Raw genomic sequence first — 19,605 nt, forward strand, 5'->3', positions numbered from 1 at the left:
GCTTCCGCCCCCGCAAGGACACAGGCAGCAGCGGCCGGACGAACTCCCACTCGGCATCGGACAGTTCATGGCGACGTATCACCCGACCATGATCCAGCACACAAGATCAATTGAAGACACGACCTAGGGGTGGGTGCGCTGCTGCCTGTGTAGGAAGGGAGGTCGGCCACCAGCTTGGTGAGGGCAGGGTCTCCGGCGTAGCGGCGGGCGTGCAGGTCGGCGATCTTCTGGGCGATGTCGGGGTCGTCGCTGTCGGTGGTGTCGTAGGAGACGAAGGACTCCACCAGCGGCAGACCGATCCGGTCTGTGTGGGCGTGCGAGGGCGCCATCAGGTATTCCCAATAGCCGTCGAGGTCCTCGATGACGAAGACGGCTCCGTAGTCGAAGTCGCCGCCGACGTCTCTGCCGACGACGTACCGCGTGACCGCGTCGATCGACTCGCCCTGGTTGCGCAGGCTGGCGAGGGCTTCCTCGCGCTGTTGGGCGGTGACGGTCGCCTTGAAGGTGAAGCGGTTGTGGTGGTAGATCATTTGTCTCCCTCGGTGGTGGTGTGCGGGCGGCGTTCGGGGTGCGCGGTCGAGGACGACCAGTGGCCGAGCAGTGCTGTCACCGCCTGGTCGGCCAGGCGGAGGGCGCGGGAGTGGCCGACGTCCTCGATCGACCCGATGCACGCGAGACCGTGCAGCGTGCCCCACAGCAGGTCGCAGGCGTCCTCGATGTCGACGGACTCTGCCGCGGTCCCGGCTGCCCACGCGCCGATGAGCTGCCGCGTGAAGGCGATCACGTCGCCGGCGGCGGCGCGGCGGGTGGTGGCATCGACGGCGGTGCCGGGTGCGCCGGACACGAGCTGGTACAGGCCGGGCCGTGACCGGGCGAACTCCAGGTACGCGACCGCCGCCAAGTGCGGGCCCCGCGACGCCGGTGCACCGGCCACCGCGGCCCGCATGCGCTGCGCCAGCTCGCCGTTGGCCTGCTCCAGCAGCGTGCGCAGGACGGCTTCCTTGTTGGGAAAGTGCTGGTAGATCACCGGTGCGCTGTAACCGATGTCGGCAGCGATCCGGCGGACGGTGACCGCCTGCCAGCCCTCTGCCTCGGCCATCCGGGCCGCCGCCTCCAGGATCTCGGCGAACGTCCGCCGACGTACCTCTTCACGCTTCCCCACCACGAATTCCTAACGCCGTTAGAATATCTAACGCCGTTAGTGTTCTGCGTGTCCCCGAACCTGTCAACCCCGAACGACCGGAGACGTCAGCGGAACTCGACGCGCAGATCGGGCCCCTTGGGCGGTGGCGTCGCCGTGCTCGGGAAGCAGCCACGCCGATAGGGCGATCCCCTCGGTGGTGCGGGCGCCGACGCCTGCCCGGCCCGGTCCGCCGTCGCCCACGCCCTCACCCTCGCCCTCGCCCTCGCCCTCGCCCTCGCTCTCGCCCTCGCCCTCGCCCTCGAAGGGGAATCGTGAACGCGTCGCATTCCCACACGCCGACCGACACAATCCAGTGCGTACGGATCGCGACCGTCGTCAGGAGGCCCATGCCGCTCGTCGAGTCGATAGGTGCACCATTGCTCACGGTCGCCGCCACGCTGAGTGGTGGCTGGCTCGTGAGCACGCGGGTCACCGACCGCTGGGAACAGATCAGGCGCAGCCGCGAGATGGATCTGGCAGCCGCCGCGGACTTCCAACGTCTCTACGGGGAGTTCGTGGCCGTCTGGAAGACGTGGGACGCCCTGACGGACGGCCATACGCCGGTCGCCACGACCGAGCATGTCGGCTGGGGCTGCCTCGAACGGGCAACCGCCGCCGAAGGCCAGATCGAGGCGCTCATGGCCAAGCTGGCCGCCGAGCGCTTCCTCACCGAGGACGACATCGCCATGCTCGGCGGTGTCCGTCAGGCGTTCAAAGTCGTCCGCCGGAGCATCAGGCGGGGCAGGCCCCTCGGTTGGGGCTCCTCCAGTACCGCGCCCTATCTGGCGATCAAGACGTTGTCGGCGGCCACCTCCGTGCTGCTTAGTACTCCGCCGCGGACCAGGAGACGGCCGAGTGCGGCTGTGGCCGCCCGCAATTTCAAGGGGATCACCGACAACCGGCACGAGACCACCTGGATCGACACCGCGCAGCGCTACCTCTGAACGACGCGCTACCTCTGAACGACGCGCTTCATAGGCACGAGGCGCCTCATCGGAATGCCACGCTTCGTCTGAATGTCACGCTTCGATACCGGCCGAGACACCGGTCCCGGTCGCACAGCGTCCGTCGATGACGACCTGGTGGCGGTCGCGTCGCGTCGCCCGTAGAGGCGGCACCGCACCTCGGAGCCTTGCCGTCCAAGCCCGTGTCCGCGAGGCTTTCCTCCTCTTGTGCTCGTGCTCTTGGGCTCGTGTCGTCCCGCCGGAGGCCTTTCGATGATCACGTGGCGTCGGCTCGCCGAGCACGACTTCCCGTTGTTGCAGTCCTGGCTGAAGCAACCGCACGTATCGCGTTGGTGGAATCATGAGACTTCGACCGAGGCGGTGGCACGGGACTTCGGACCCGCCGCCAGGGGCGAGGAACCGTCGGAGGACCTTCTCGTCCACCTCGACGGCAGCCCGATCGGCCTGGTCCAGCGCTGCCGCCTGTCCGACTATCCGGCGTACCTGGCTGAGCTCGCCGCGCTGGTCGAGGTGCCTCACGGGGCGATGACCATCGACTACCTGATCGGTGAACCAGTGCACGTCGGTCGAGGGCTCGGCCCGCAGATGATCCATTCGGTCGTCCATGCGACCTGGAGCGACCACCCTGATGCCTCCTGTCTCCTGGTACCCGTTACGGTGGCGAACCGCGCGTCGTGGCGGGCCCTGGAGAAGGCCGGGCTGCGGCGGGTCGCCGAGGGCGAGATGACGCCCGACAATCCCGTCGACGGACGGGTCCACTACCTCTATCGGGGCGATCGGCCCTCGACGCCCGGACGGGCCCCTGCCTGTCAGCCACCTGTCAGCCCGTCAGGCCCGCGCTGACGAGCCAGATGTGTTCGCAGGTCGAGGACGCCTCCTGCAGACTCTGCAGACTCTCGCGGGACTCCTGCGAGGCGTGGTAGAAGGTCCGCTCGATCATCCAGCACAGGGCGCGCGCCATGGCCGAGGCCTGTTGTGGTCCGGTGCCCGTCTGGACTCCGGCGCGCTCCAGGACAGCGGTGATGGCTGCGACGAACAAGTCGGCGGTACGCCTCCACAGCGCGCCGATCTCCGGAACGGTCAGGGACAGGTCGATCGCCGTACGCATGACCAGGCCGTGCTCGTTCCACAGCTCGACCGTGCGCCGCATGGCCGCCTCGACGGCCTCGCGCGGGTCGTCGGCCTGTGCGGTGGTCCGCGACCGCTCCCACAGGTGCTCCACGGTCCGGGCCACCAGTGCCGTGACCACTTCCTGCTTGGAGCCGAAGTAGAAGTACAGGGCGCCGCGCGTGATGCCGGCGCCCTCGGCGATGTCGCCGACGGTCATGGCCTCGTAGCCCTTCCGCGTCAGCAGGGCTTCACAGGTGTCCAGGATGGCCCGTTCCCGGACGTCGCCCTTGCGCTCGGCGGTGCGCCGGCTGCGCGTGGTGTGCTGACCGGCCATCAGAGCTGGGCACCCTCGGCGAAGTCGGTCGTACGGGAGAGGGCCTCCCATGCGCGGATGTCCTCGTCCACGGCCGTACGCGCGGCAGTGACCAGGCGCAGCGCGTCCGATCCCAGGAGGAGGTGGGCCGGCGGCTGGTCCACGGACGTGATGTGCACGACCGCCTCCCCGGCCTTGGCCGGGTTGCCCAGCTGGTTACCGCTCGCCCTCCGCCTGGCTTCGCGGATGGGCGTGAACAGTTCGTCGTAGTCGTCGATGGAGTGTTCCGCCCGCGTCATGGACCGTCCGGCCCAGTCGGTGCGGAAGGACCCCGGTTCGATCGCCGTGACATGAATTCCGAACTGCGCGACCTCCTTGCCCAGGGCCTCGAGGATTCCTTCCAGGGCGAACTTGCTGCCGCAGTATGCGGACATGCCGGGCACCGCCATGAGTCCGCCCATGGAGGTGACGGCCATCAGATGTCCGCGGCGGCGACGCCGCATGTGAGGCAGGGCGGCCTGCAGAGTGGCCATCGCCCCCAGGACGTTGACCTCGAACTGCCTGCGTACATCGGCCAGCGGGGTCTCCTCGAAGACGCCCTCCAGGCCGTAGCCCGCGTTGGCGATGACGACGTCCAGAGCCCCGACGTTCTGCTCCACCTCCCCGATCACGTCCGTGACGGCCTCGCTGTCCGTCACGTCCAGGATGCGGCCGTGCGCGCGCCCGGCGTGCAGCTCCTCGAAGGCCCGCAGGTCCTCCTCCGACCGGACCGTGCCGACGACGGTGTGTCCGGCGTCCAGCGCCGCCTGGGCGAAGGCACGCCCCAGCCCCGAGCTGACCCCGGTGATGAGCCACTTCTGTTCCCGCATCGCTCCTCCAGTGACGGCGGCGAAGGGGCCCGGTCGCCCCCTCACTCGCAAATCTACACCACGTCGATTTTTGTCGTCATGCTGTTGATTCTGGCGACACCTCACGACTGCGCACACCGACCCTGGCGGTCTCCCGCTCGCGGCAGGCCATGATGGCTTCGTGGCGGAAAAAGACATCCAATACACCGAAGACGGCCATTTCCTCGTCATCAAAGGCCGACGCTGGCGGGCCACCGACCCCCGCGTGCCCGACAGCGTCAAGCAACGCCTGACCCACCACCTCATGGCCGCCCGCAGAGCAGTCGCCGCCGCGGGCAGCGACGACCAGGCACGCAAACGAGCCCGCGCCCGCGTACACCTCGCCAAAACAGGACTGGGAGAGCGCGGCACCCCTTGGTGGGAGCAGACCCTCACTCAACGACGCCAGCGCTGGAACGACCATCTCCGCCAACTGGACGAGGACGACGAAGCTGCTCCCAAACCCAAACCCAAGCCCGACACCGGCACCGGCACCGGCACCGGCACCGGCGAATGACACAAACCGGGGACGCCTCGGATGACGACGCCGATTCCGGCCCGGTGGCAGTAGTCGACCAGCAGGCCGCCCGTGCGGGAGTGGACCGTGCCGTGCCCGGGACGGCTGCTCCACACAGCCCGCCGTCCCGGGCCACAACCCGACCCGAGCGGTCGCGCCTACTCCGCGTAGGGCTGGTTCCCTCCCCGGGCGCTGTAGGAGACACTCCAGATGTAGCCGTCAGGGTCGGTGAAGGTGCCGCCGTAGCCGCCCCACGGCAGAACTCCGGCGGGGTTGAGGATTCCGGCGCCGGCCTTCTGCGCCTCCGCCATGACCTCGTCGACCCGCGCCTCGCTGCGGACGACGTAGGTCAGCACCATCCCGCCGAAGCCGCTGCCGTCCGGGTCCGTGCCCACCTGCTCGGCCAGGCCCGCACGGCCGTAGAAGCCGATCGGCGAGGCGCCGTCCGACGCGAAGAACACCGAGATGCCGTAGTCGTTCTCGATCTCCCAGCCGAGTCCTTCCATGTAGAACCGCTTGGCCCGGTCCATGTCCCGGACGGCGAGGAGGATCGAGCTGACGTGCGCTTTCATGCCTGGTCTCCTAGTGCTTCGGGTGAGTGCGCCCCCACGGAGCGGAGCTCCGGGCCGCCGCGGATGTCACATCCGCGCGGGTACGCCGGTCAATCGGTATGACAGGAGCGAACAAAGGAATGTGACAGATGGCCGAGCAGGACTGGCTGCGCGAGCAGTTCACGCAGCACCACAACCACTTGCACGCGGTGGCCCACCGGATGCTCGGCTCCGCCAGTGAGGCCGAGGACGCGGTGCAGGAAGCCTGGCTGCGGGTCACCCGCGCCGACACCGAACAGGTGCAGAACGCGGCCGGGTGGTTGACGACCGTCGTCGCCCGGGTCTGCCTGAACATCCTCGAAGCGCGCCGGGCCCGCCGTGAGGACCCGGCCGGACCACTGCCGCCCGAGCCCGCCGCTCCGCACCCCGGCACCGCTGCGGGCGGCCAGGCCGGGCCCGAGGACCAGACGCTCCTGGCCGACTCGGTCGGTGTGGCCCTGACGGTCGTCCTGGACACTCTGAAGCCCGCCGAGCGCCTCGCCTTCGTCCTGCACGACGTCTTCGCCGTCTCGTTCGCGGAGATCGCCACGGTCATCGACCGCTCTCCGGCAGCGGCTCGGCAACTCGCCAGCCGGGCCCGGCGCCACGTACAAGGAACGGCCGACGCCTCGGATGCCGCGCGCTCGCCGAAGCGGGAAATCGTCGAGGCATTCCTCGCCGCGGCCCGCGACGGAGACTTCACCGCTCTGCTGCGGCTGCTCGATCCGGACGCCGTGGCACTGGAGATCCGCGGCGCCCACGAGGTCGCGGCGTTCTTCTCCGGGCGGGCTCAGGCCGCCCGGCTCGCCCTGGTCGACGGGGTCCCGGCAGCCGTCTGGTCGCACCGCGGCCGGCCGAGGGCCCTCCTCGCCTTCACCACCAGCGCAGGGAAGATCACCCGCATCACCGTCGACACCGACCCGGACCTGCTCCAGGATCTCGACATCGTCTTCCTGCCCGCCGGCCACAGGGAGAGTCGTTGACCGGCACGGAGCAGTCCCTGGTCGGTGTTGCCCACGTCATCGTCGCGGGTGCCGAAGGGACTGCCCACGTCATCGCCGCAGGGTGATGAAGATGTCGTTCACGACATAGCCGTCAAGTCCGTGGAGTTCGCCGTAGCGCACCGCGACGTAGTACTCATGGGAGAAACATGGAGTCACGTCCTTTCTCACTTGGAGTCGTCGATGACCGTCCGCCGTGTCGTGCCCAACATCCGATCGGAGGCCGCGCAGGAGAGCCGGGAGTTCTACGGCCTACTGGGCTTCGAGGAGGTCATGAACCACGGCTGGATCATGACGCTCGCCTCCCCCTCCAGCCCCACAGCGCAGATCAGTGTCATGACGAGTGACAAGACCGCGCCTGTCGTCCCCGACATGAGCGTGGAGGTGGACGACGTGGACGCCGCGTATGCGCTCGTGCGGGAGAGCGGTGCGGAGATCGTTCATCCCTTGCAGGACGAGGAGTGGGGTGTGAGGCGGTTCTTCGTGCGCGATCCGAGTGGGCGGGTGGTCAATGTGTTGGGCCATCGGTGAGGGCGGTACGGTCGTTGTGCCTCTCGGCTGCTCGTACGGGCGCTGAAGCAGGCCAGCGGGGAGCGAGGAAGTCGCCTGCGGAGAGGTTCGGGCCATGACTGGTAACTGGCGGGCCATGACTGGTGACTGGCGGGGCCATGACTGCTGACTGGCGGACGAACCGCATCGAAGCGGCGCTGCGCGGCGAGAACCCGACCGTTCTTCGGCGGCTCGATTCGGGGTTCGCGGCGATCGGCGATGTGCAGTTCCTGCCGGGCTACGCGGTTCTCCTCGTGGATGAGCCGAGTGTTCAGCGACTGTCCGAGCTGCCGAGAGCCGAGCGGCTGGCGTTCCTCTCCGACATGGACCGACTCGGTGAAGCGGTCGAGCGGGCCTGTCGGCAGCTGGACCCTGCTTTCCGCCGGGTCAATCTGGAGATCCTCGGCAACACGGACCCGTTCTTGCACGCCCATGTGTGGCCGCGCTACGACTGGGAGCCGCCCGAGTTGGTGGGCAAGCCCGTGTGGCTGTACCCGCGCGAGCGGTGGAGTGACGAACGGTTCCGACTCGGACCACGGCACGATGTGCTGCGGGACGTGATCGGCGGTGAGCTGGACCGGTTGCGTTCGGAGAGCTGAGCGTGGCCGTAACGGTGGCGGTGGCGGTCCACCGGTGGTGCGCGCCCCGTCGACGCCGGCTGGTCGCCTGGTGGCCACTGCGTCAGCGCGGGCCGACCGGCGGGCGCGGCCGGTCGCCGTCCTGCGGATCCGCTACGGCGTGCGGCGCCGGGTGAGGTGGCGGGCGCCGAGAGCGAGCAGGGCGGCTGCCAGCGCGAGGACCGCGGGGAACGCGGTGAGCCAGGTGGGGAATTCGCTGCTCGCGTAGCTGGCGCCGTTGTCCAGAAAGCACTCGAACCGGAGCGGAAGGTACCGGACCTCGTAGCCGGAGATGTGCTCGATCGCGACATCTGCGGACGGCCCGGCAGGGCCACGGCCAGGAGGGAGAAGAGGGCGACGAGTACGCCGATGGCCGCGATCCCGGAAACGCCCAAGGCCAGTAGTCCAAGCATGCGCCCACTTCATCAGAACGAGCCCGTGCAGGGCTGTTACGGGCGCCATATCGCTTGTCGGGCGAGCGTGGGAGCCGGTGCCAAGGGTTGCGCCCTTGGCACCGTCCCTTCGTGCTGGGGCGCCAGGTGTGCCCCCGGGAACACAGTCGCTCATGGAGCCGCTGGTCAGCCGCACTTGGGCAGATGTGAGTGGCGCAGGTTGGTCTGGTCGCCGGGGATGTGGCCCCTGAGACCGCTGCCGTCGAGCTTCACCCAGTACCACCATTTGTCGTCGTCCGCCCAGCGCTTGCAGGACGCTTCGAACCCCTGGCTGGGGTGCCAGGTGGTGCCCAGCTTGTTGTGGAACGGGGAGACCTTCTCCCAGATCGAGTTCCCGCCGTGGACGGAGCCCCTGGCGGTGGCAGCCGACGTCCCGGTCTCCCTGTTCGCGCCGTCTCCGGCCGCTGACGCCGTGGAGACGGTGGTGCCGAGGAGCGCCCCGGTTCCCAGTGCGACGGCCGCGAAAGCGGACACGTACTTCGATGTGGTCTGCATGACGTGACGAACCCCCTGGCCCCGCAGGGCCTAGATGACCCGCGGGCTTTCGTACTGCCTCGCGGGGACGGTCGGTGGTCGATGGCTTGCCGCGGCGGTCAACAGTCTGCGCCGGGGCCCGCCGCACGTGGTGCGCACAGAGCGCACAGTGCTGCGCACCCGACGCAGAGCGGCAGTTCGGCCTGCCATGCGCAGCGTTCACGGCGCCGGGTGACGGCGTCCTGCGCACAGCTTGCGAAATTCCCTCGGTGACATCCCGTACTCCCTGCGGAAGGCCCGGCTGAAGTCGGTCGCCCGCGCGAAGCCCCAGCGTGCGGCGATGGCCCGCACTTCTTCTTCCACGAGTGCCGGGTCGGCCAGTTCGCGGCGGCACCGCTCCAGGCGCCGGATCCGGATCGTGCCGGCCACGCCGGTTGTCTGCCCCTCGAAGACGCTGTGCAGGTGCCGGACGGAGATGTGGTGCGCGGCGGCCACGGACGCCGGGGTCATCTCCTGGTCCTCCAGGTGGTGTTCGACGTACTGGCGGATGCGCAGGAGGAGGGCTTCCCGGTGGGTGGCCTGTGCAGGGGCGGGAGTGTCGTCGAGGAGGCGGGCCACCAGCGCGGTGAACAGGTCGAGCAGTACCGTGCCGAGCCGGACCGAGTCCGCCGGGGTGAGATCGTGGGCGGTGGTGAGACCGATCAGGAACTGGCGGAGAAGCGCGCCGAGCGGATCGTGTCCCGGCACCGGGATGCCGACGAGGTCCCGTACGCGGTCGGCCGGCAGCGGCACCAAGGCCCTCGGGATCTGGATGATGGTGGAGGCGTACCGGGCGGCGTCGGGCACGTGGGCGGTGAAGGGTTGTGTCGTGTCGTGGAGGAGCAGGTCCCCGGGGTGCAGCGTGGCGTCGCCGGTGACGGCGGCATAGCCCTGGGAGCCGTCGCGGATGAGGGAGAGCAGGTAGTGCTCGGGATCCGAGGCGCGAATCAGGCGTGGGGTCCGCCTGGCGCGCAGCGGCCCGTAGGTGAGGTCCGCCAACTGGACGGGCCCGAGCCCTGCGGCGCGCAGACCGGCCCGGAATTCGTCGTGCGCCCCGTCGCAGCCGACCTGGTCCATCAGGGTCGGTAGCAGGGCTTGTGCGCTGGCTTCGCGCCAAGCGTCGAACCGGTCCGCGGCCGGTACGGAGTCCCCGTCGAAGACTGTGTGCAACATCCTTTCCCCCTGGCTGTCGGCCGTGCGCACCGTGGTCAGCGGTGTGCGGGCAGGAAAGCGTAGGGAGAGGAGGCAACGGAGCGGTGCATGCCGGGTGAACCGGGCGCCGCCTGCCCCTGGGGGACGGGCGGACAGCCGGGTGGGGTGAGGGGTTCCCCGAGGACCCCTCACCCCGCCACTCATGGGGGACGCCGGCTCCGAGCAGCGCCAGGCGGCTCCCGCGGGGCCAGTGAGCTCGCCGTCGTCAGGTGGCCTTGCCGCGGGCGACGTACAGCTTCATGTCGGTGAAGTCGAGCGTGGTGTTGAACGGCTTGTGGAAGCTGTGGAAGAAGGCGGCTTGCACGTCGAATCCGTAGGGGGCCATCGAGGCCTGCGGATGCGTCTCGCAGTAGATCTCCTTGGCTACGGCGTCGCCGAGGCGGATCTCCTTCGGGTAGCAGGGGTAGGTGACGGCCGGGTGGCTGTGGGCGAAGGTGCCGATCGGGCGGTCGTAGTCGCTGCGGATCCCCAGCTTCTCGGCTGTCTCGCCGAAGACGACCGCGGCGCTCTCGCCGCCGCTTCCGCCGAAGTTCACCCCCACCACCCCGTTGCGGGAACCGCTCGCACCGGCGACGCTGCCCCGGCTGTGCACATACTGGTCGGCCAGCCACAGCGGCAGGGGCTCGACGCCCGCCCGCGTGGCGGCGGCGCGTGCCTTCCGGGCCGTTTCCGGGGTGCGGCGACGCAGGATCAGCTGTCGGCCCGCGTAGTCGAAGGTGGTCAGCAAGTGGGCGAAGACCCACGTACCGATCATGCCCGCGCTGTCACCGGATCCGACGTCCTCGCCCGATTCCGTCGTCGACCAGCCCACGGGCACGTTGCGCAGCTCGATGCCGCCGAGCTTGAGGGAGTCCAGTATTCCGTAGTAGGCCCAGATGTGGCCGCCCTCGAAGTCCACCTTCTGGCTGGCGACGGGGCTCAGCCCGGCCTCCTTGGCCGTCGTCGCGGTCAGGTTCAGACTCGTGGCGCCGGTGTAGAACGAGAAGCTCTTCTGCGGTCCGCCGTTCAGTGAGACCCCGACCAGCGGCGCCGGGTCCATCTGTGTGCACTCCAGCCGCGCGATGTCGCCGTGGACCTGGTATGCCTCGCCGCGGACCGCCGCGAACCACTTGGCGTAGCCTTCCTCGCCGGCCGCTCGCCAGTACGGGGCGGACTGGGCGAACTTGTCCTGGCGCATGTAGCACTCGCCCAGGTAGTAGTTGGCGTCCTTGTCCTCGGGCGCCAGCTGGATGGCCGACTTGAGGTACTTCTCGGCGTCGGCGAACTTGTTGGCCAGGAGCCCGAGGTAGCCGCGGCGGCGGGCCGCGTGCAGGTTCTTGGGGTCCTTCCTCAGGATCTCCTCGTAGGCGCGGCCCGCCTTCTCGAACTCCCCGGCCTTGAACAGCGCGTCCGCGTCGGCGCTGCCGGTCAGCGCCGTGGCCGCCCGGCCCAGCAGCGGCGCGGTGGCGGCGGCACCGGTCAGGACGACAGCACTCCGTAACAGCGAACGCCGGTCCCATATCCCGTCATTAGCCACGCCTTCTCCTTTTCGTGATCACCTACGTCGTGGCGGTGTTCCGCGGCTCCACTGAAGACCGGGGACTGTTGCGGGGGTGTATGTGTTTTCCGATACGCCGGCGATACACCGGCCCTTGAGCCTGTTCGTCGAAGTGGATCAGCATGGTTCGCAGCAGCCCCTACGCACCACGGAGGAAGACGCAGTGAAGCGCATCGGCATCATCGGAGTGGGCGAGATCGGCCGGGCCCTCGTGACGGGGTTGTGCGACGGGACCGACACCCCGCCGGAGGTGTTCCTGTCACCCCGGGGAGCCGCCACGGCAGCGGAGTTGTCCGCACGCCACGAGGGCGTACGGGTCTGCGCCGACAATCAGGAGGTGGTCGACCGCTCCGAGCTGGTGATCATCGCCGTACGCCGTGGGAACCTGCGGGAGGCCCTTGCCGGCCTGCGAGTCGGCGACGACAAACTGGTCGTCAACGTGATGGCCGGTGTCGCCATCGACGAGCTGCGGCGGACGCTCGCCACCGACGCCCCGGTGGTACGGGCCATCCCCCTGCCCACCGTACGAGAGCGCCGCTCCGTCACGGTGACGTGCCCCTCGCACCCGGAGGTGAACGCCTTCTTCGCGTACCTGGGCGGGGCGCTCCCGGTCGAGGACGAGGAGACCTTCAACGTCTTCTCCGCTCTGACGGGGACGCTGACCACGCACTATGCCTACCTCGTCACGCTTGCCTCGTGGGCGGCGGACCACGGCATCGTCGCCGCCGACGCTGACAGCTACGTCCGCAGCCTCTTCCAGGGGGTCGGCCGCTCCCTGAGCGACGAGTCCCGCTCCCTGCAACGGCTCGCCGCCGACCACGAGACCCCCAAGGGGAACAACGAACGCATCCGCACCACGTGGTTCGGACCGGACAACTCCGATGCCCTCCGCAAAGCCCTCGACGGACTCCTCGCCGACCTGAGGTAGCCGGGGAGACCGCCGTCCCACCTCAAGCGCCTGTATATGCCAAAAAAGGCACGTACAGGCGCTTCATTCATCTCTGTCAGCAGAATCTTACGAGTGTGACAGTCGACCATTCGGTTGACTGTCAAAGAATTGCGCCTTCTGCTCAGCATCTTGCGTTGTCGCACCAATGGCGCTTGAGTACTGGCGAAGCCCAGCCCCGCACCGGCGAAGGGCACGCCACTGAATATGCGCCTTCGATATGTCATGCACCCATCATGCTCCCGTCATGCACCCGCATGTCGTGTCGAACAGCCCCGAACACCGAGAGGCACACTGTGAGAGGGAAGCAACGGAGCCGGCGGACCATGGGTCTCTGGCTCGTCGCCGTGCTGACCGCCTTCGGGCTCCTGCCCGTCGCCGCCCACGCGGCACCGACGGAAACCGAGGCCGAAACCGGAGCAGCCGCCGCGAACCTGGCGTTGAAGAAGCCCATCGAGGCGTCCTCGTCCACTCAGAGCTACTTCGCGCCGAACGCCAACGACGGCAGCGTGCACACCTACTGGGAGGCGAACGCGCATCCCTCGACGCTGACCGTGCAGCTCGGCGCCGACGCGAACCTCACGTCGGTCGTGCTCAAGCTCAATCCGGACCCGGCATGGTCACCCCGCACCCAGAGCATCGAGGTGCTCGGACGCGCCCAGTCCGCCGACGGCTTCAGCACCGTGAAGGCGCGCGCCGACTACGCCTTCTCCCCCAGCGGCAACCGCAACACCGTGACAATCCCGGTCTCCGGCCGCTACGCCGACGTTCGGTTGAAGATCTCGTCGAACAGCTCCGGGTACGCCGGTCAGGTCGCCGAGTTCGAGGTCAACGGCGAACCGGCCCCCAACCCCGACCTGACCGTCACCGACCTGACCTGGCGGCCCGCGCAGCCCAGCGAGAGCGACGCCATCAAGGTCGACGCCACGGTGCGCAACACGGGTTCGGCGGCCGCCGCCGCCACGACCGCGGAGGTGAGCCTGGGCGGTTCGGTCGCGGGCAGCGCCAGGGTGGGCGCGCTCGGGGCCGGTGAGTCGGCCACGGTCCCCGTCGACATCGGAAGACGGGCGCAGGGCAGTTACACCGTGTCCGCGGTGGTGGACCCCGACGACACCGTCGCCGAGCAGAACAACGACAACAACAGCCGCACCGCCGACGGCAAACTGACGGTCGGCCAGAGTCCGGGGCCGGACCTCCAGGTCACCGGCATCACGTCGCATCCGTCGAACCCGGCGGTCGGCGCCGACGTCACCTTCGCCGTGAAGCTGCACAACCGCGGCACCAGCGCCGTGACCGCCGGGTCGGTGACCCGCCTGACCGTGGGCGACAGGACGCTGAACGGCACGGCGCCCGCCGTCGCCGCGGGCGCGAGCGCGAGCGTCGACCTCTCCGGCAGCTGGACCGCCACCAGCGGCGGCGCCACGCTGACCGCGACCGCCGACGCCACCGACGTCGTGGCCGAGACGAACGAGGACAACAACGTCTTCGCGCGCTCCCTCGTCATCGGGCGCGGTGCCGCCGCACCGTACGTCGAGTACGAGGCGGAGGACGGCAAGTACGAGGGCACACTCCTCGTGGCGGACGCCGAGCGCACCTTCGGGCACACCAACTTCGCCACCGAGTCCTCCGGGCGCAAGTCCGTGCGCCTCAACTCGACCGGACAGTACGTCGAGTTCACCTCGTCCGGTGCCGCCAACTCCATCGTCGTACGCAACTCCATCCCCGACGCGCCGGGAGGCGGCGGCCAGCAGAAGACCCTCAGCCTCTACGCCGACGGCAAGTTCGTCCAGAAGCTGACGCTGTCGTCCAAGCACAGCTGGTTGTACGGCAGCACCGACCAGCCGGAGGGACTGACCAACACCCCCGGCAGCGACGCACGCCGGCTCTTCGACGAGTCGCATGCCCTGCTCACGCGGACCTACCCCAAGGGCACCACGTTCCGTCTGCAGCGCGACGCCGGTGACGACGCCGCGTACTACGTACTCGACCTGGTCGATCTCGAACAGGTCGCACCCGCGGCGAGCAAGCCCGCCGCGTGCACCTCGATCACCGAGTACGGGGCGATCCCCAACGACGGGATCGACGACGCGAACGCGATCCAGAAGGCCGTGACCGCCGACCAGAACGGCGACATCGACTGCGTGTGGATCCCGGCCGGGCAGTGGCGTCAGGAGAAGAAGATCCTCACCGACGACCCGCTGAACCGGGGTCAGTACAACCAGGTGGGCATCCGGGACGTGACGATCCGCGGCGCGGGCATGTGGCACGCACAGCTGTACTCGCTGATTCCGCCGCAGGACGCGGGCGGCATCAACCATCCGCACGAGGGCAACTTCGGCTTCGACATCGACGACAACACCAAGATCTCCGACATCGCCGTCTTCGGCTCGGGCACCATCCGCGGCGGCGACGGCGACGCGGAGGGCGGCGTCGGCCTCAACGGCCGCTTCGGCAAGAACACCAAGATCGCCAACGTGTGGCTGGAGCACGCCAACGTCGGTGCGTGGGTCGGCCGCGACTACAGCAACATCCCCGAGCTGTGGGGGCCCGGGGACGGCCTGGAGTTCAGCGGCATGCGCGTCCGCAACACCTACGCGGACGGCGTCAACTTCACCAACGGCACCCGCAACTCGACCGTCTTCAACTCCTCGTTCCGCAACACCGGTGACGACGCGCTCGCCGTATGGGCCAACAAGTACGTCAAGGACCAGTCCGTCGACGTCGCCCACGACAACGCGTTCCGCAACAACACGGTGCAACTGCCGTGGCGGGCCAACGGCATCGCCGTGTACGGCGGTTACGGCAACAAGATAGAGAACAACCTCGTCCACGACACCATGAACTATCCCGGCATCATGCTCGCCACCGACCACGACCCCCTTCCCTTCTCCGGGCAGACCCTGATCGCGAACAACGGACTCCACCGCACCGGTGGGGCGTTCTGGAACGAGGACCAGGAGTTCGGCGCGATCACACTGTTCGCCCAGGGCCCCGACATCCCCGGTGTCACGATCCGCGACACCGACATCCACGACTCCACGTACGACGGCATCCAGTTCAAGACGGGTGGCGGTGCGATCCCCGACGCGAAGATCAGCAACGTGACGATCTCCAAGTCCAACAACGGCTCCGGCATCCTCGCCATGGGCGGCGCGCGCGGCAGTGCGACGCTCACCGATGTGCGCATCAGCGACTCGCGGGACGGGGACATCCTGGTCGAACCCGGCTCACAGTTCGTGCTCCACCGCGGTGACGCGTCTGCCACTGCCGGCGTGCCGGGGACCAGGCAAGGGTTGTAGCGACCGGCGTACGAGCGTACGGCGACGGCGCTGAGCGCCTCCGTTACCGACGGGCCCGGACAGCCGTAACCGAGCGGTTGCCGGGCCCGTTGTGCTCTCCGCAAGATCACCCTCGAACGTGAAGGCGGAGCCATGACGACCCGCACGAACACCACTGCCCCCATCGGCCGCAGCCTTCTCACAGCGGCGCTCGCCACCGCGCTGGCCATCGGTGCGGGCCCCATGGCGGCCGCCGCACCCGGCGACGACGGCTGGACGGGCGCGGGCGGGCTCGCGCTGAGCGGCGCCGACAACGCCAAGGTCGACGCCTACATCGACCGTGCGAAGGAGGCCGAGCAGTCGATCAGTGTGGACGTGCGGACCGCCGCGATCGCCTCCCACGCGGAGCTGGTCGGCTTCGACAAGCGCCTCAAGTCTCCCGACTCCCTCAAGAGGAAGGTCGCCACCTCCCTCAAGGAGCACCCCGAGAAGAACCTCGACACGGTCCTCAAGGGCCTGACCGACGCCGTCCGCTACACCCTCCAGTGGCCGGACGGCACCTACACGGACGGCGTCGCCACGGCCTCTTCCCTCCTGTCCGCCTGGGGCAACAACAGCACCAAGTGGTCCAACACCTGGGGCCGGGCCCGCGGCTACAAGGGCCTCAACACCGGGTGGCGCGCGGCACGCTCCGGGCAGCTCTTCGAGGTGCAGTTCCACACTCCCGCCAGCAAGCACGCCCAGGAGGTGACCCATCTCCTGTACGAGGAGCAGCGTCTGCCCTCCACCGGACCGGCCCGCAAGAAGGAGCTCCAGGCCCAGCAGGACGCGGAATTCGCCGCCGTGCCGGTGCCGCCCGGGGCCGGCCGGCTGAGCCCGCCCGCTCCGCTCACGGTCCCGGCGACCGGCTGACGACTCCGAGCGGACCGTGCCACCGGTGTCTCCGTAGCCGCCCTTCCGCAAAAGCTTTTGCGTGCGTCGCCGCCCGGGTGGTGAGGTGGCACGGTGACGAACCACGATCAGGCAGCGACTGTCCGCCCCCAGGCCCTGGCATGGGTGAGCCGGTATCTGGACGCCGGCGAGAGGATCGTCACCACACGGGCGCTGCACGGGGGCATCACCGCCGAAATGCGCAGACTGACCATCGCCGCACCGGACGGAGCCACCCGTGACCTGGTGCTGCGGACCTTCGTCGACGTGCCGCACGCCGAGGACTGGCTCGGCCGGGAAGCCGGCGCCCTGACCCTGCTCACGGGGACCAGCGTGTCGGCTCCCGGGCTGGTCGCGGTCGACACCACCGCAGCGCACTGCGAGTACCCGTCGCTCCTGATGACGCATGTGGCGGGTCGGACGGTCCTGCACGACGAGGGGGTGCGGGACCGCGTCCCGCTGCTGGCCGGACAACTCGTCGCGATCAACGCGCTGCGGCCCGCGCGGCCCGCCGAGCGGCCCCGGGCGTACGTGGCGTGGACGACCGCCGACACGGTCGTGACTCCGCCGGGCGCCGACGCCGCGGCTTGGGCCGCGGCGATCGACGTGATCCGCAAGCCCGCGCCGCCGTACGTGGGGCGGTTCCTGCATCGGGACTTCCAGCCTGGCAACGTCCTGTTCGACGTTCCGCCCGCGGATCCGGAAGGTGCTCGCGTGGATCCAGAAGGTAGTTCTGTGGATCCAGAAGGTACTCCCGTGGATGCTGAAGGTACCCGCATCACCGGCGTCGTCGACTGGGCAGCGACCTCCTGGGGTCCGGCGGACCTCGATGTGGCGCACTGCGCCACCGTCCTAGCGATGCTGCACGGCCCGGAGTGGGGCCTGCGGTTCGTTGCGGCGTACGAGAAGGCAGGCGGGGAGCCGGCCGCGGTCGCGGAGGAGCGCCTGTACTGGCTGGTGCGGGACGCGCTCGCGTTCTCGGAGGAAGTGAGCGTGGTGGCGCGGGCGTGGCGGAAGGCAGGAAGGCCGGAGCTCACGACGCGGGTCGTGGAGGAACGGCTGGACGCCTATGTCACCCGCCTGATGGGCACGCTGGTCTGAGCCGAGGGCCCCCGGCGCCCCCCTGAGTCACCGGATGGGGGGCGGCCGGCGAGCGGAGTGGTCAGAAGAAGCGGCGGACGAAGACGTCTGGCTTGCCGTTGGTGTCGCCGGGGACGATGTTGTCGGCCGCCGACTGGAAGACCACGTCGCGCCCGCCTGCGCTGACCGAGTCGGCGTCGGCCGTGGCGGGCTGGTCGGAGACGGTCTCGTCGGCGCCTGTCTGCAGGTCGCGGAGCACGAGCGACGGGCCGCTCGTGCCTTTTGGGACGTACAGCAGGTAGCGGCCGGTGGGGTCGATGGCCACGCCCTCCGCGTTCGGCACGAGGTGGGCGTCGCCCGAGCTGACGTCGTGGACGTAGGTGCCCCCGTCCGAGAGGTAGACGACCTTGCTGCCGTTGTCGCTGAGCTGGACGAGCGTCCCGCCCTTGGACGGGCCTTCGAGCGGTCCTGTGGTGGTGCCGGTGGTCCGGTCCCACAGGTGGACGCCGTCCTCCCGCTGGTACGTGGCGCCTTGGTAGGCGACGTAGCGGCCGTCACCGCTGATGGACGGCCGGGCCGCGGCGCTGCTGCTGAGGCTGGCGACGGTGTCGAAGCCGCCGTTGCGGTCCGCGACCGCGACGTTCCGGTACCGCTCCGGGAGGCGCAGGTAGCCGAACGCGAGGTACCGGCCGTCCGCGCTCAGCGACGGCTCGTTGCAGTGGCCGCACCGGTCGGGGAGCATGCCGAGGTCCAGTGAGTGCTGTCGGATCCGCTGAGCGGTCATCCCCTGCGCCGGAGCGGAGGCGGCGACCTGCTTCCCGTCGCCGCTGATCGCCGGGGTCCAGCCCTCGACCAGGGGCTCCGTCCTGGTCTGTCCTGCACGCCGGTCGCGGACGTACACCTCGTTGCCGCTCTGCTGCGGAACGTCCTTCAGGGACTTGAAGACGACGCTGCGGCCGTCGGGTGTGATCGAGGCGGCGCCATAGCCTTCGTCGGTCGCGACGCTGATCCTCTCGACACCTACGCTGAGGCCGTCCATCGCGACTTTCGGTTCCGGTGCGACTTTCGGTCCCGGTGCGACTTTCGGTCCCGGTGCGACTTTCGGTCCCGGCGTGGCGGTCGGCGCGTTAGGCACGGCCGTGGCAGCAGTCGGCGCCACCGCCGCGACCGCGCAGACCACGACCGCCGCGCCCAGGGCCGCGGCCCGCACGCGTCTGGTGGTGATCCGATCCGTGATTCCCCTCATTGTCCCCCCAGTTGAACACGGCTCGTCCTCTGGATCTCCACCAGAGGATCGTCAAGCATGCAACCGTGGTGTCGCTATCGCGTCAACGCACCACCTGACGCGTGGGCGACATCGCGTCACCCTCCCGGAGTCCGCGGCGAGAGGTGACGGGTGCGAACGGACCAGACGGTGTCGCTCAGCAGGAGGGTGTGTTCCGGAACGTCGCCACGCGCGACGGTCTCGGTGAAGTCGACGACGTGGTGGTCGGATCCGCCGGGCGGCGCGTCGTCGCAGACCAGCGGCTTCTGCGGGTTGCCCAGGTGGGCCGGCGCGGACCGGGCCGCGCGTGCGGGTTCCGGACGGTCGGCATCCGCTGCGTGGGCGGCCACGGCTCGCTCCAGCATTGGTCGGGCCGCCTCGCGGGCGACGGACTTGGCGTGGAAGGAGCGGAGTTGGTGCAGGCCGAGAGCGGTGCGCTGCTCGTCCGAGCCGGTCTCGGCCGACGCGACGCCCGCACGGGTCCACCCGACGCCCTTCGGCCCGTGACACGCCGGACACAGCACCCAGGAGACCATGCCGGTCTCCAGCGAAACCACCGCCACACCACCGTCGCCTGCTCGCCTGCCTGTCCACCTCCTGCAACCACCCCTGTCCTGACCACGTCCGTCCGCCTCTCCCCGACCGCGCATCCGATAACGTC

At 69.4% G+C, this 19,605-nt stretch carries 20 protein-coding genes; 10 read left to right on the top strand and 10 right to left on the bottom strand.

Annotated elements, in window-relative coordinates:
• Positions 1–65: 65 nt before the first annotated feature.
• A complete protein-coding gene (locus GPA10_RS37645) occupies positions 66–530 on the bottom strand; it encodes a Dabb family protein (protein WP_157169345.1) in 465 nt (154 codons plus the stop codon).
• Positions 527–1,162 carry a TetR/AcrR family transcriptional regulator gene (locus tag GPA10_RS37650; protein ID WP_343041763.1) on the bottom strand — a complete coding sequence of 212 codons (636 nt, stop codon included), beginning with the start codon at positions 1,160–1,162 and terminating at the stop codon, positions 527–529. Before GPA10_RS37650 ends, GPA10_RS37645 begins: the two co-directional genes overlap by 4 nt.
• A 368-nt stretch (positions 1,163–1,530) precedes the next feature.
• Between GPA10_RS37650 and GPA10_RS37655 the strand changes: the two genes are divergently transcribed.
• Together GPA10_RS37655 and GPA10_RS37660 are read left to right on the top strand one after the other, a co-directional pair.
• The gene (locus GPA10_RS37655; protein ID WP_157169346.1) at positions 1,531–2,127 is read left to right on the top strand and encodes a hypothetical protein; all 597 of its coding nucleotides are present in this window, start codon (positions 1,531–1,533) and stop codon (positions 2,125–2,127) included.
• A gap of 273 nt (positions 2,128–2,400) precedes the next feature.
• The gene (locus tag GPA10_RS37660; RefSeq protein ID WP_157169347.1) at positions 2,401–2,991 is read left to right on the top strand and encodes a GNAT family N-acetyltransferase; all 591 of its coding nucleotides are present in this window, start codon (positions 2,401–2,403) and stop codon (positions 2,989–2,991) included.
• Here the strand turns inward: GPA10_RS37660 and GPA10_RS37665 are convergent.
• A complete protein-coding gene (locus tag GPA10_RS37665; RefSeq protein ID WP_157169348.1) occupies positions 2,969–3,592 on the bottom strand; it encodes a TetR/AcrR family transcriptional regulator in 624 nt (207 codons plus the stop codon). The two genes, GPA10_RS37660 and GPA10_RS37665, sit on opposite strands and share 23 nt — an antisense overlap.
• Entirely contained in the window at positions 3,592–4,440 is an 849-nt protein-coding gene (locus tag GPA10_RS37670; protein WP_157169349.1) for an oxidoreductase, read from the bottom strand. The genes GPA10_RS37665 and GPA10_RS37670 overlap by 1 nt, the downstream gene beginning before the upstream one ends.
• 160 nt (positions 4,441–4,600) lie before the next feature.
• Here GPA10_RS37670 and GPA10_RS37675 point away from each other — a divergent pair, with 160 nt between their 5' ends.
• Positions 4,601–4,975: a hypothetical protein gene (locus tag GPA10_RS37675; protein ID WP_343041764.1), complete on the top strand. Its 375-nt coding sequence runs from the start codon at positions 4,601–4,603 to the stop codon at positions 4,973–4,975.
• Between the two features lie 158 nt (positions 4,976–5,133).
• Here GPA10_RS37675 and GPA10_RS37680 read toward each other — a convergent pair whose 3' ends face one another.
• Entirely contained in the window at positions 5,134–5,547 is a 414-nt protein-coding gene (locus GPA10_RS37680; protein ID WP_058850603.1) for a VOC family protein, read from the bottom strand.
• Positions 5,548–5,675: 128 nt separating this feature from the next.
• Between GPA10_RS37680 and GPA10_RS37685 the strand changes: the two genes are divergently transcribed.
• The 3 genes from GPA10_RS37685 to GPA10_RS37695 all read left to right on the top strand — a co-directional run bounded on the left by GPA10_RS37685 (position 5,676) and on the right by GPA10_RS37695 (position 7,714).
• On the top strand, positions 5,676–6,548 hold the full coding sequence (locus tag GPA10_RS37685; protein ID WP_157169350.1) for a sigma-70 family RNA polymerase sigma factor: 873 nt from the start codon (positions 5,676–5,678) through the stop codon (positions 6,546–6,548).
• Positions 6,549–6,749: 201 nt separating this feature from the next.
• Positions 6,750–7,097, top strand: a complete 348-nt coding sequence (locus tag GPA10_RS37690) for a VOC family protein (RefSeq protein ID WP_157169351.1) — start codon at positions 6,750–6,752, stop codon at positions 7,095–7,097.
• 137 nt (positions 7,098–7,234) lie between these two features.
• The gene (locus tag GPA10_RS37695) at positions 7,235–7,714 is read left to right on the top strand and encodes an HIT family protein (protein WP_157169352.1); all 480 of its coding nucleotides are present in this window, start codon (positions 7,235–7,237) and stop codon (positions 7,712–7,714) included.
• A gap of 596 nt (positions 7,715–8,310) precedes the next feature.
• Here the strand turns inward: GPA10_RS37695 and GPA10_RS37700 are convergent.
• From GPA10_RS37700 to GPA10_RS37710, 3 genes are all read right to left on the bottom strand, one after another.
• Positions 8,311–8,679: a hypothetical protein gene (locus GPA10_RS37700; protein ID WP_157169353.1), complete on the bottom strand. Its 369-nt coding sequence runs from the start codon at positions 8,677–8,679 to the stop codon at positions 8,311–8,313.
• A 198-nt stretch (positions 8,680–8,877) separates the two neighbouring features.
• Positions 8,878–9,870 carry an AraC-like ligand-binding domain-containing protein gene (locus GPA10_RS37705; RefSeq protein ID WP_198351826.1) on the bottom strand — a complete coding sequence of 331 codons (993 nt, stop codon included), beginning with the start codon at positions 9,868–9,870 and terminating at the stop codon, positions 8,878–8,880.
• Between the two features lie 244 nt (positions 9,871–10,114).
• The gene (locus tag GPA10_RS37710; protein ID WP_157169355.1) at positions 10,115–11,425 is read right to left on the bottom strand and encodes a tetratricopeptide repeat protein; all 1,311 of its coding nucleotides are present in this window, start codon (positions 11,423–11,425) and stop codon (positions 10,115–10,117) included.
• 184 nt (positions 11,426–11,609) lie between these two features.
• On the opposite strand from GPA10_RS37710, the gene GPA10_RS37715 reads away from it, so the two are divergent.
• From GPA10_RS37715 to GPA10_RS37730, 4 genes are all read left to right on the top strand, one after another.
• Positions 11,610–12,374, top strand: a complete 765-nt coding sequence (locus tag GPA10_RS37715; protein ID WP_343041765.1) for an NAD(P)-binding domain-containing protein — start codon at positions 11,610–11,612, stop codon at positions 12,372–12,374.
• Positions 12,375–12,718: 344 nt separating this feature from the next.
• Positions 12,719–15,691, top strand: coding sequence for a CARDB domain-containing protein (locus GPA10_RS37720; protein WP_246260460.1), 2,973 nt, complete (start codon positions 12,719–12,721; stop codon positions 15,689–15,691).
• A 132-nt stretch (positions 15,692–15,823) separates the two neighbouring features.
• Positions 15,824–16,582 (top strand): ATP nucleotide 3'-pyrophosphokinase, encoded by a 759-nt coding sequence (locus tag GPA10_RS37725; RefSeq protein WP_157169357.1) that lies wholly within the window; start codon positions 15,824–15,826, stop codon positions 16,580–16,582.
• A 93-nt stretch (positions 16,583–16,675) separates the two neighbouring features.
• On the top strand, positions 16,676–17,701 hold the full coding sequence (locus GPA10_RS37730) for a phosphotransferase family protein (RefSeq protein WP_343041767.1): 1,026 nt from the start codon (positions 16,676–16,678) through the stop codon (positions 17,699–17,701).
• Positions 17,702–17,762: 61 nt separating this feature from the next.
• On the opposite strand, the gene GPA10_RS37735 is transcribed toward GPA10_RS37730, so the two are convergent.
• Both GPA10_RS37735 and GPA10_RS37740 read right to left on the bottom strand, forming a co-directional pair.
• Positions 17,763–18,719, bottom strand: a complete 957-nt coding sequence (locus GPA10_RS37735) for a TolB-like translocation protein (protein WP_246260462.1) — start codon at positions 18,717–18,719, stop codon at positions 17,763–17,765.
• A gap of 323 nt (positions 18,720–19,042) precedes the next feature.
• On the bottom strand, positions 19,043–19,501 hold the full coding sequence (locus GPA10_RS37740; RefSeq protein WP_157169359.1) for a hypothetical protein: 459 nt from the start codon (positions 19,499–19,501) through the stop codon (positions 19,043–19,045).
• Positions 19,502–19,605 lie beyond the last annotated feature (104 nt).

Origin of the sequence: Streptomyces typhae, assembly GCF_009755605.1 — a bacterium.
GTDB classification, from domain to species: Bacteria; Actinomycetota; Actinomycetes; order Streptomycetales; family Streptomycetaceae; genus Streptomyces; species Streptomyces typhae.

Coding starts and splice junctions, on each gene's coding strand:
- GPA10_RS37685 (WP_157169350.1), top strand. CDS start 5,676: ATGGCCGAGCAGGACTGGCTGCGCGAGCAGTTCACGCAGCACCACAAC.
- GPA10_RS37700 (WP_157169353.1), bottom strand. CDS start 8,679: ATGCAGACCACATCGAAGTACGTGTCCGCTTTCGCGGCCGTCGCACTG.
- GPA10_RS37680 (WP_058850603.1), bottom strand. CDS start 5,547: ATGAAAGCGCACGTCAGCTCGATCCTCCTCGCCGTCCGGGACATGGAC.
- GPA10_RS37690 (WP_157169351.1), top strand. CDS start 6,750: ATGACCGTCCGCCGTGTCGTGCCCAACATCCGATCGGAGGCCGCGCAG.
- GPA10_RS37645 (WP_157169345.1), bottom strand. CDS start 530: ATGATCTACCACCACAACCGCTTCACCTTCAAGGCGACCGTCACCGCC.
- GPA10_RS37655 (WP_157169346.1), top strand. CDS start 1,531: ATGCCGCTCGTCGAGTCGATAGGTGCACCATTGCTCACGGTCGCCGCC.
- GPA10_RS37725 (WP_157169357.1), top strand. CDS start 15,824: ATGACGACCCGCACGAACACCACTGCCCCCATCGGCCGCAGCCTTCTC.
- GPA10_RS37720 (WP_246260460.1), top strand. CDS start 12,719: ATGGGTCTCTGGCTCGTCGCCGTGCTGACCGCCTTCGGGCTCCTGCCC.
- GPA10_RS37660 (WP_157169347.1), top strand. CDS start 2,401: ATGATCACGTGGCGTCGGCTCGCCGAGCACGACTTCCCGTTGTTGCAG.
- GPA10_RS37705 (WP_198351826.1), bottom strand. CDS start 9,870: ATGTTGCACACAGTCTTCGACGGGGACTCCGTACCGGCCGCGGACCGG.
- GPA10_RS37665 (WP_157169348.1), bottom strand. CDS start 3,592: ATGGCCGGTCAGCACACCACGCGCAGCCGGCGCACCGCCGAGCGCAAG.
- GPA10_RS37695 (WP_157169352.1), top strand. CDS start 7,235: ATGACTGCTGACTGGCGGACGAACCGCATCGAAGCGGCGCTGCGCGGC.
- GPA10_RS37670 (WP_157169349.1), bottom strand. CDS start 4,440: ATGCGGGAACAGAAGTGGCTCATCACCGGGGTCAGCTCGGGGCTGGGG.
- GPA10_RS37735 (WP_246260462.1), bottom strand. CDS start 18,719: ATGGACGGCCTCAGCGTAGGTGTCGAGAGGATCAGCGTCGCGACCGAC.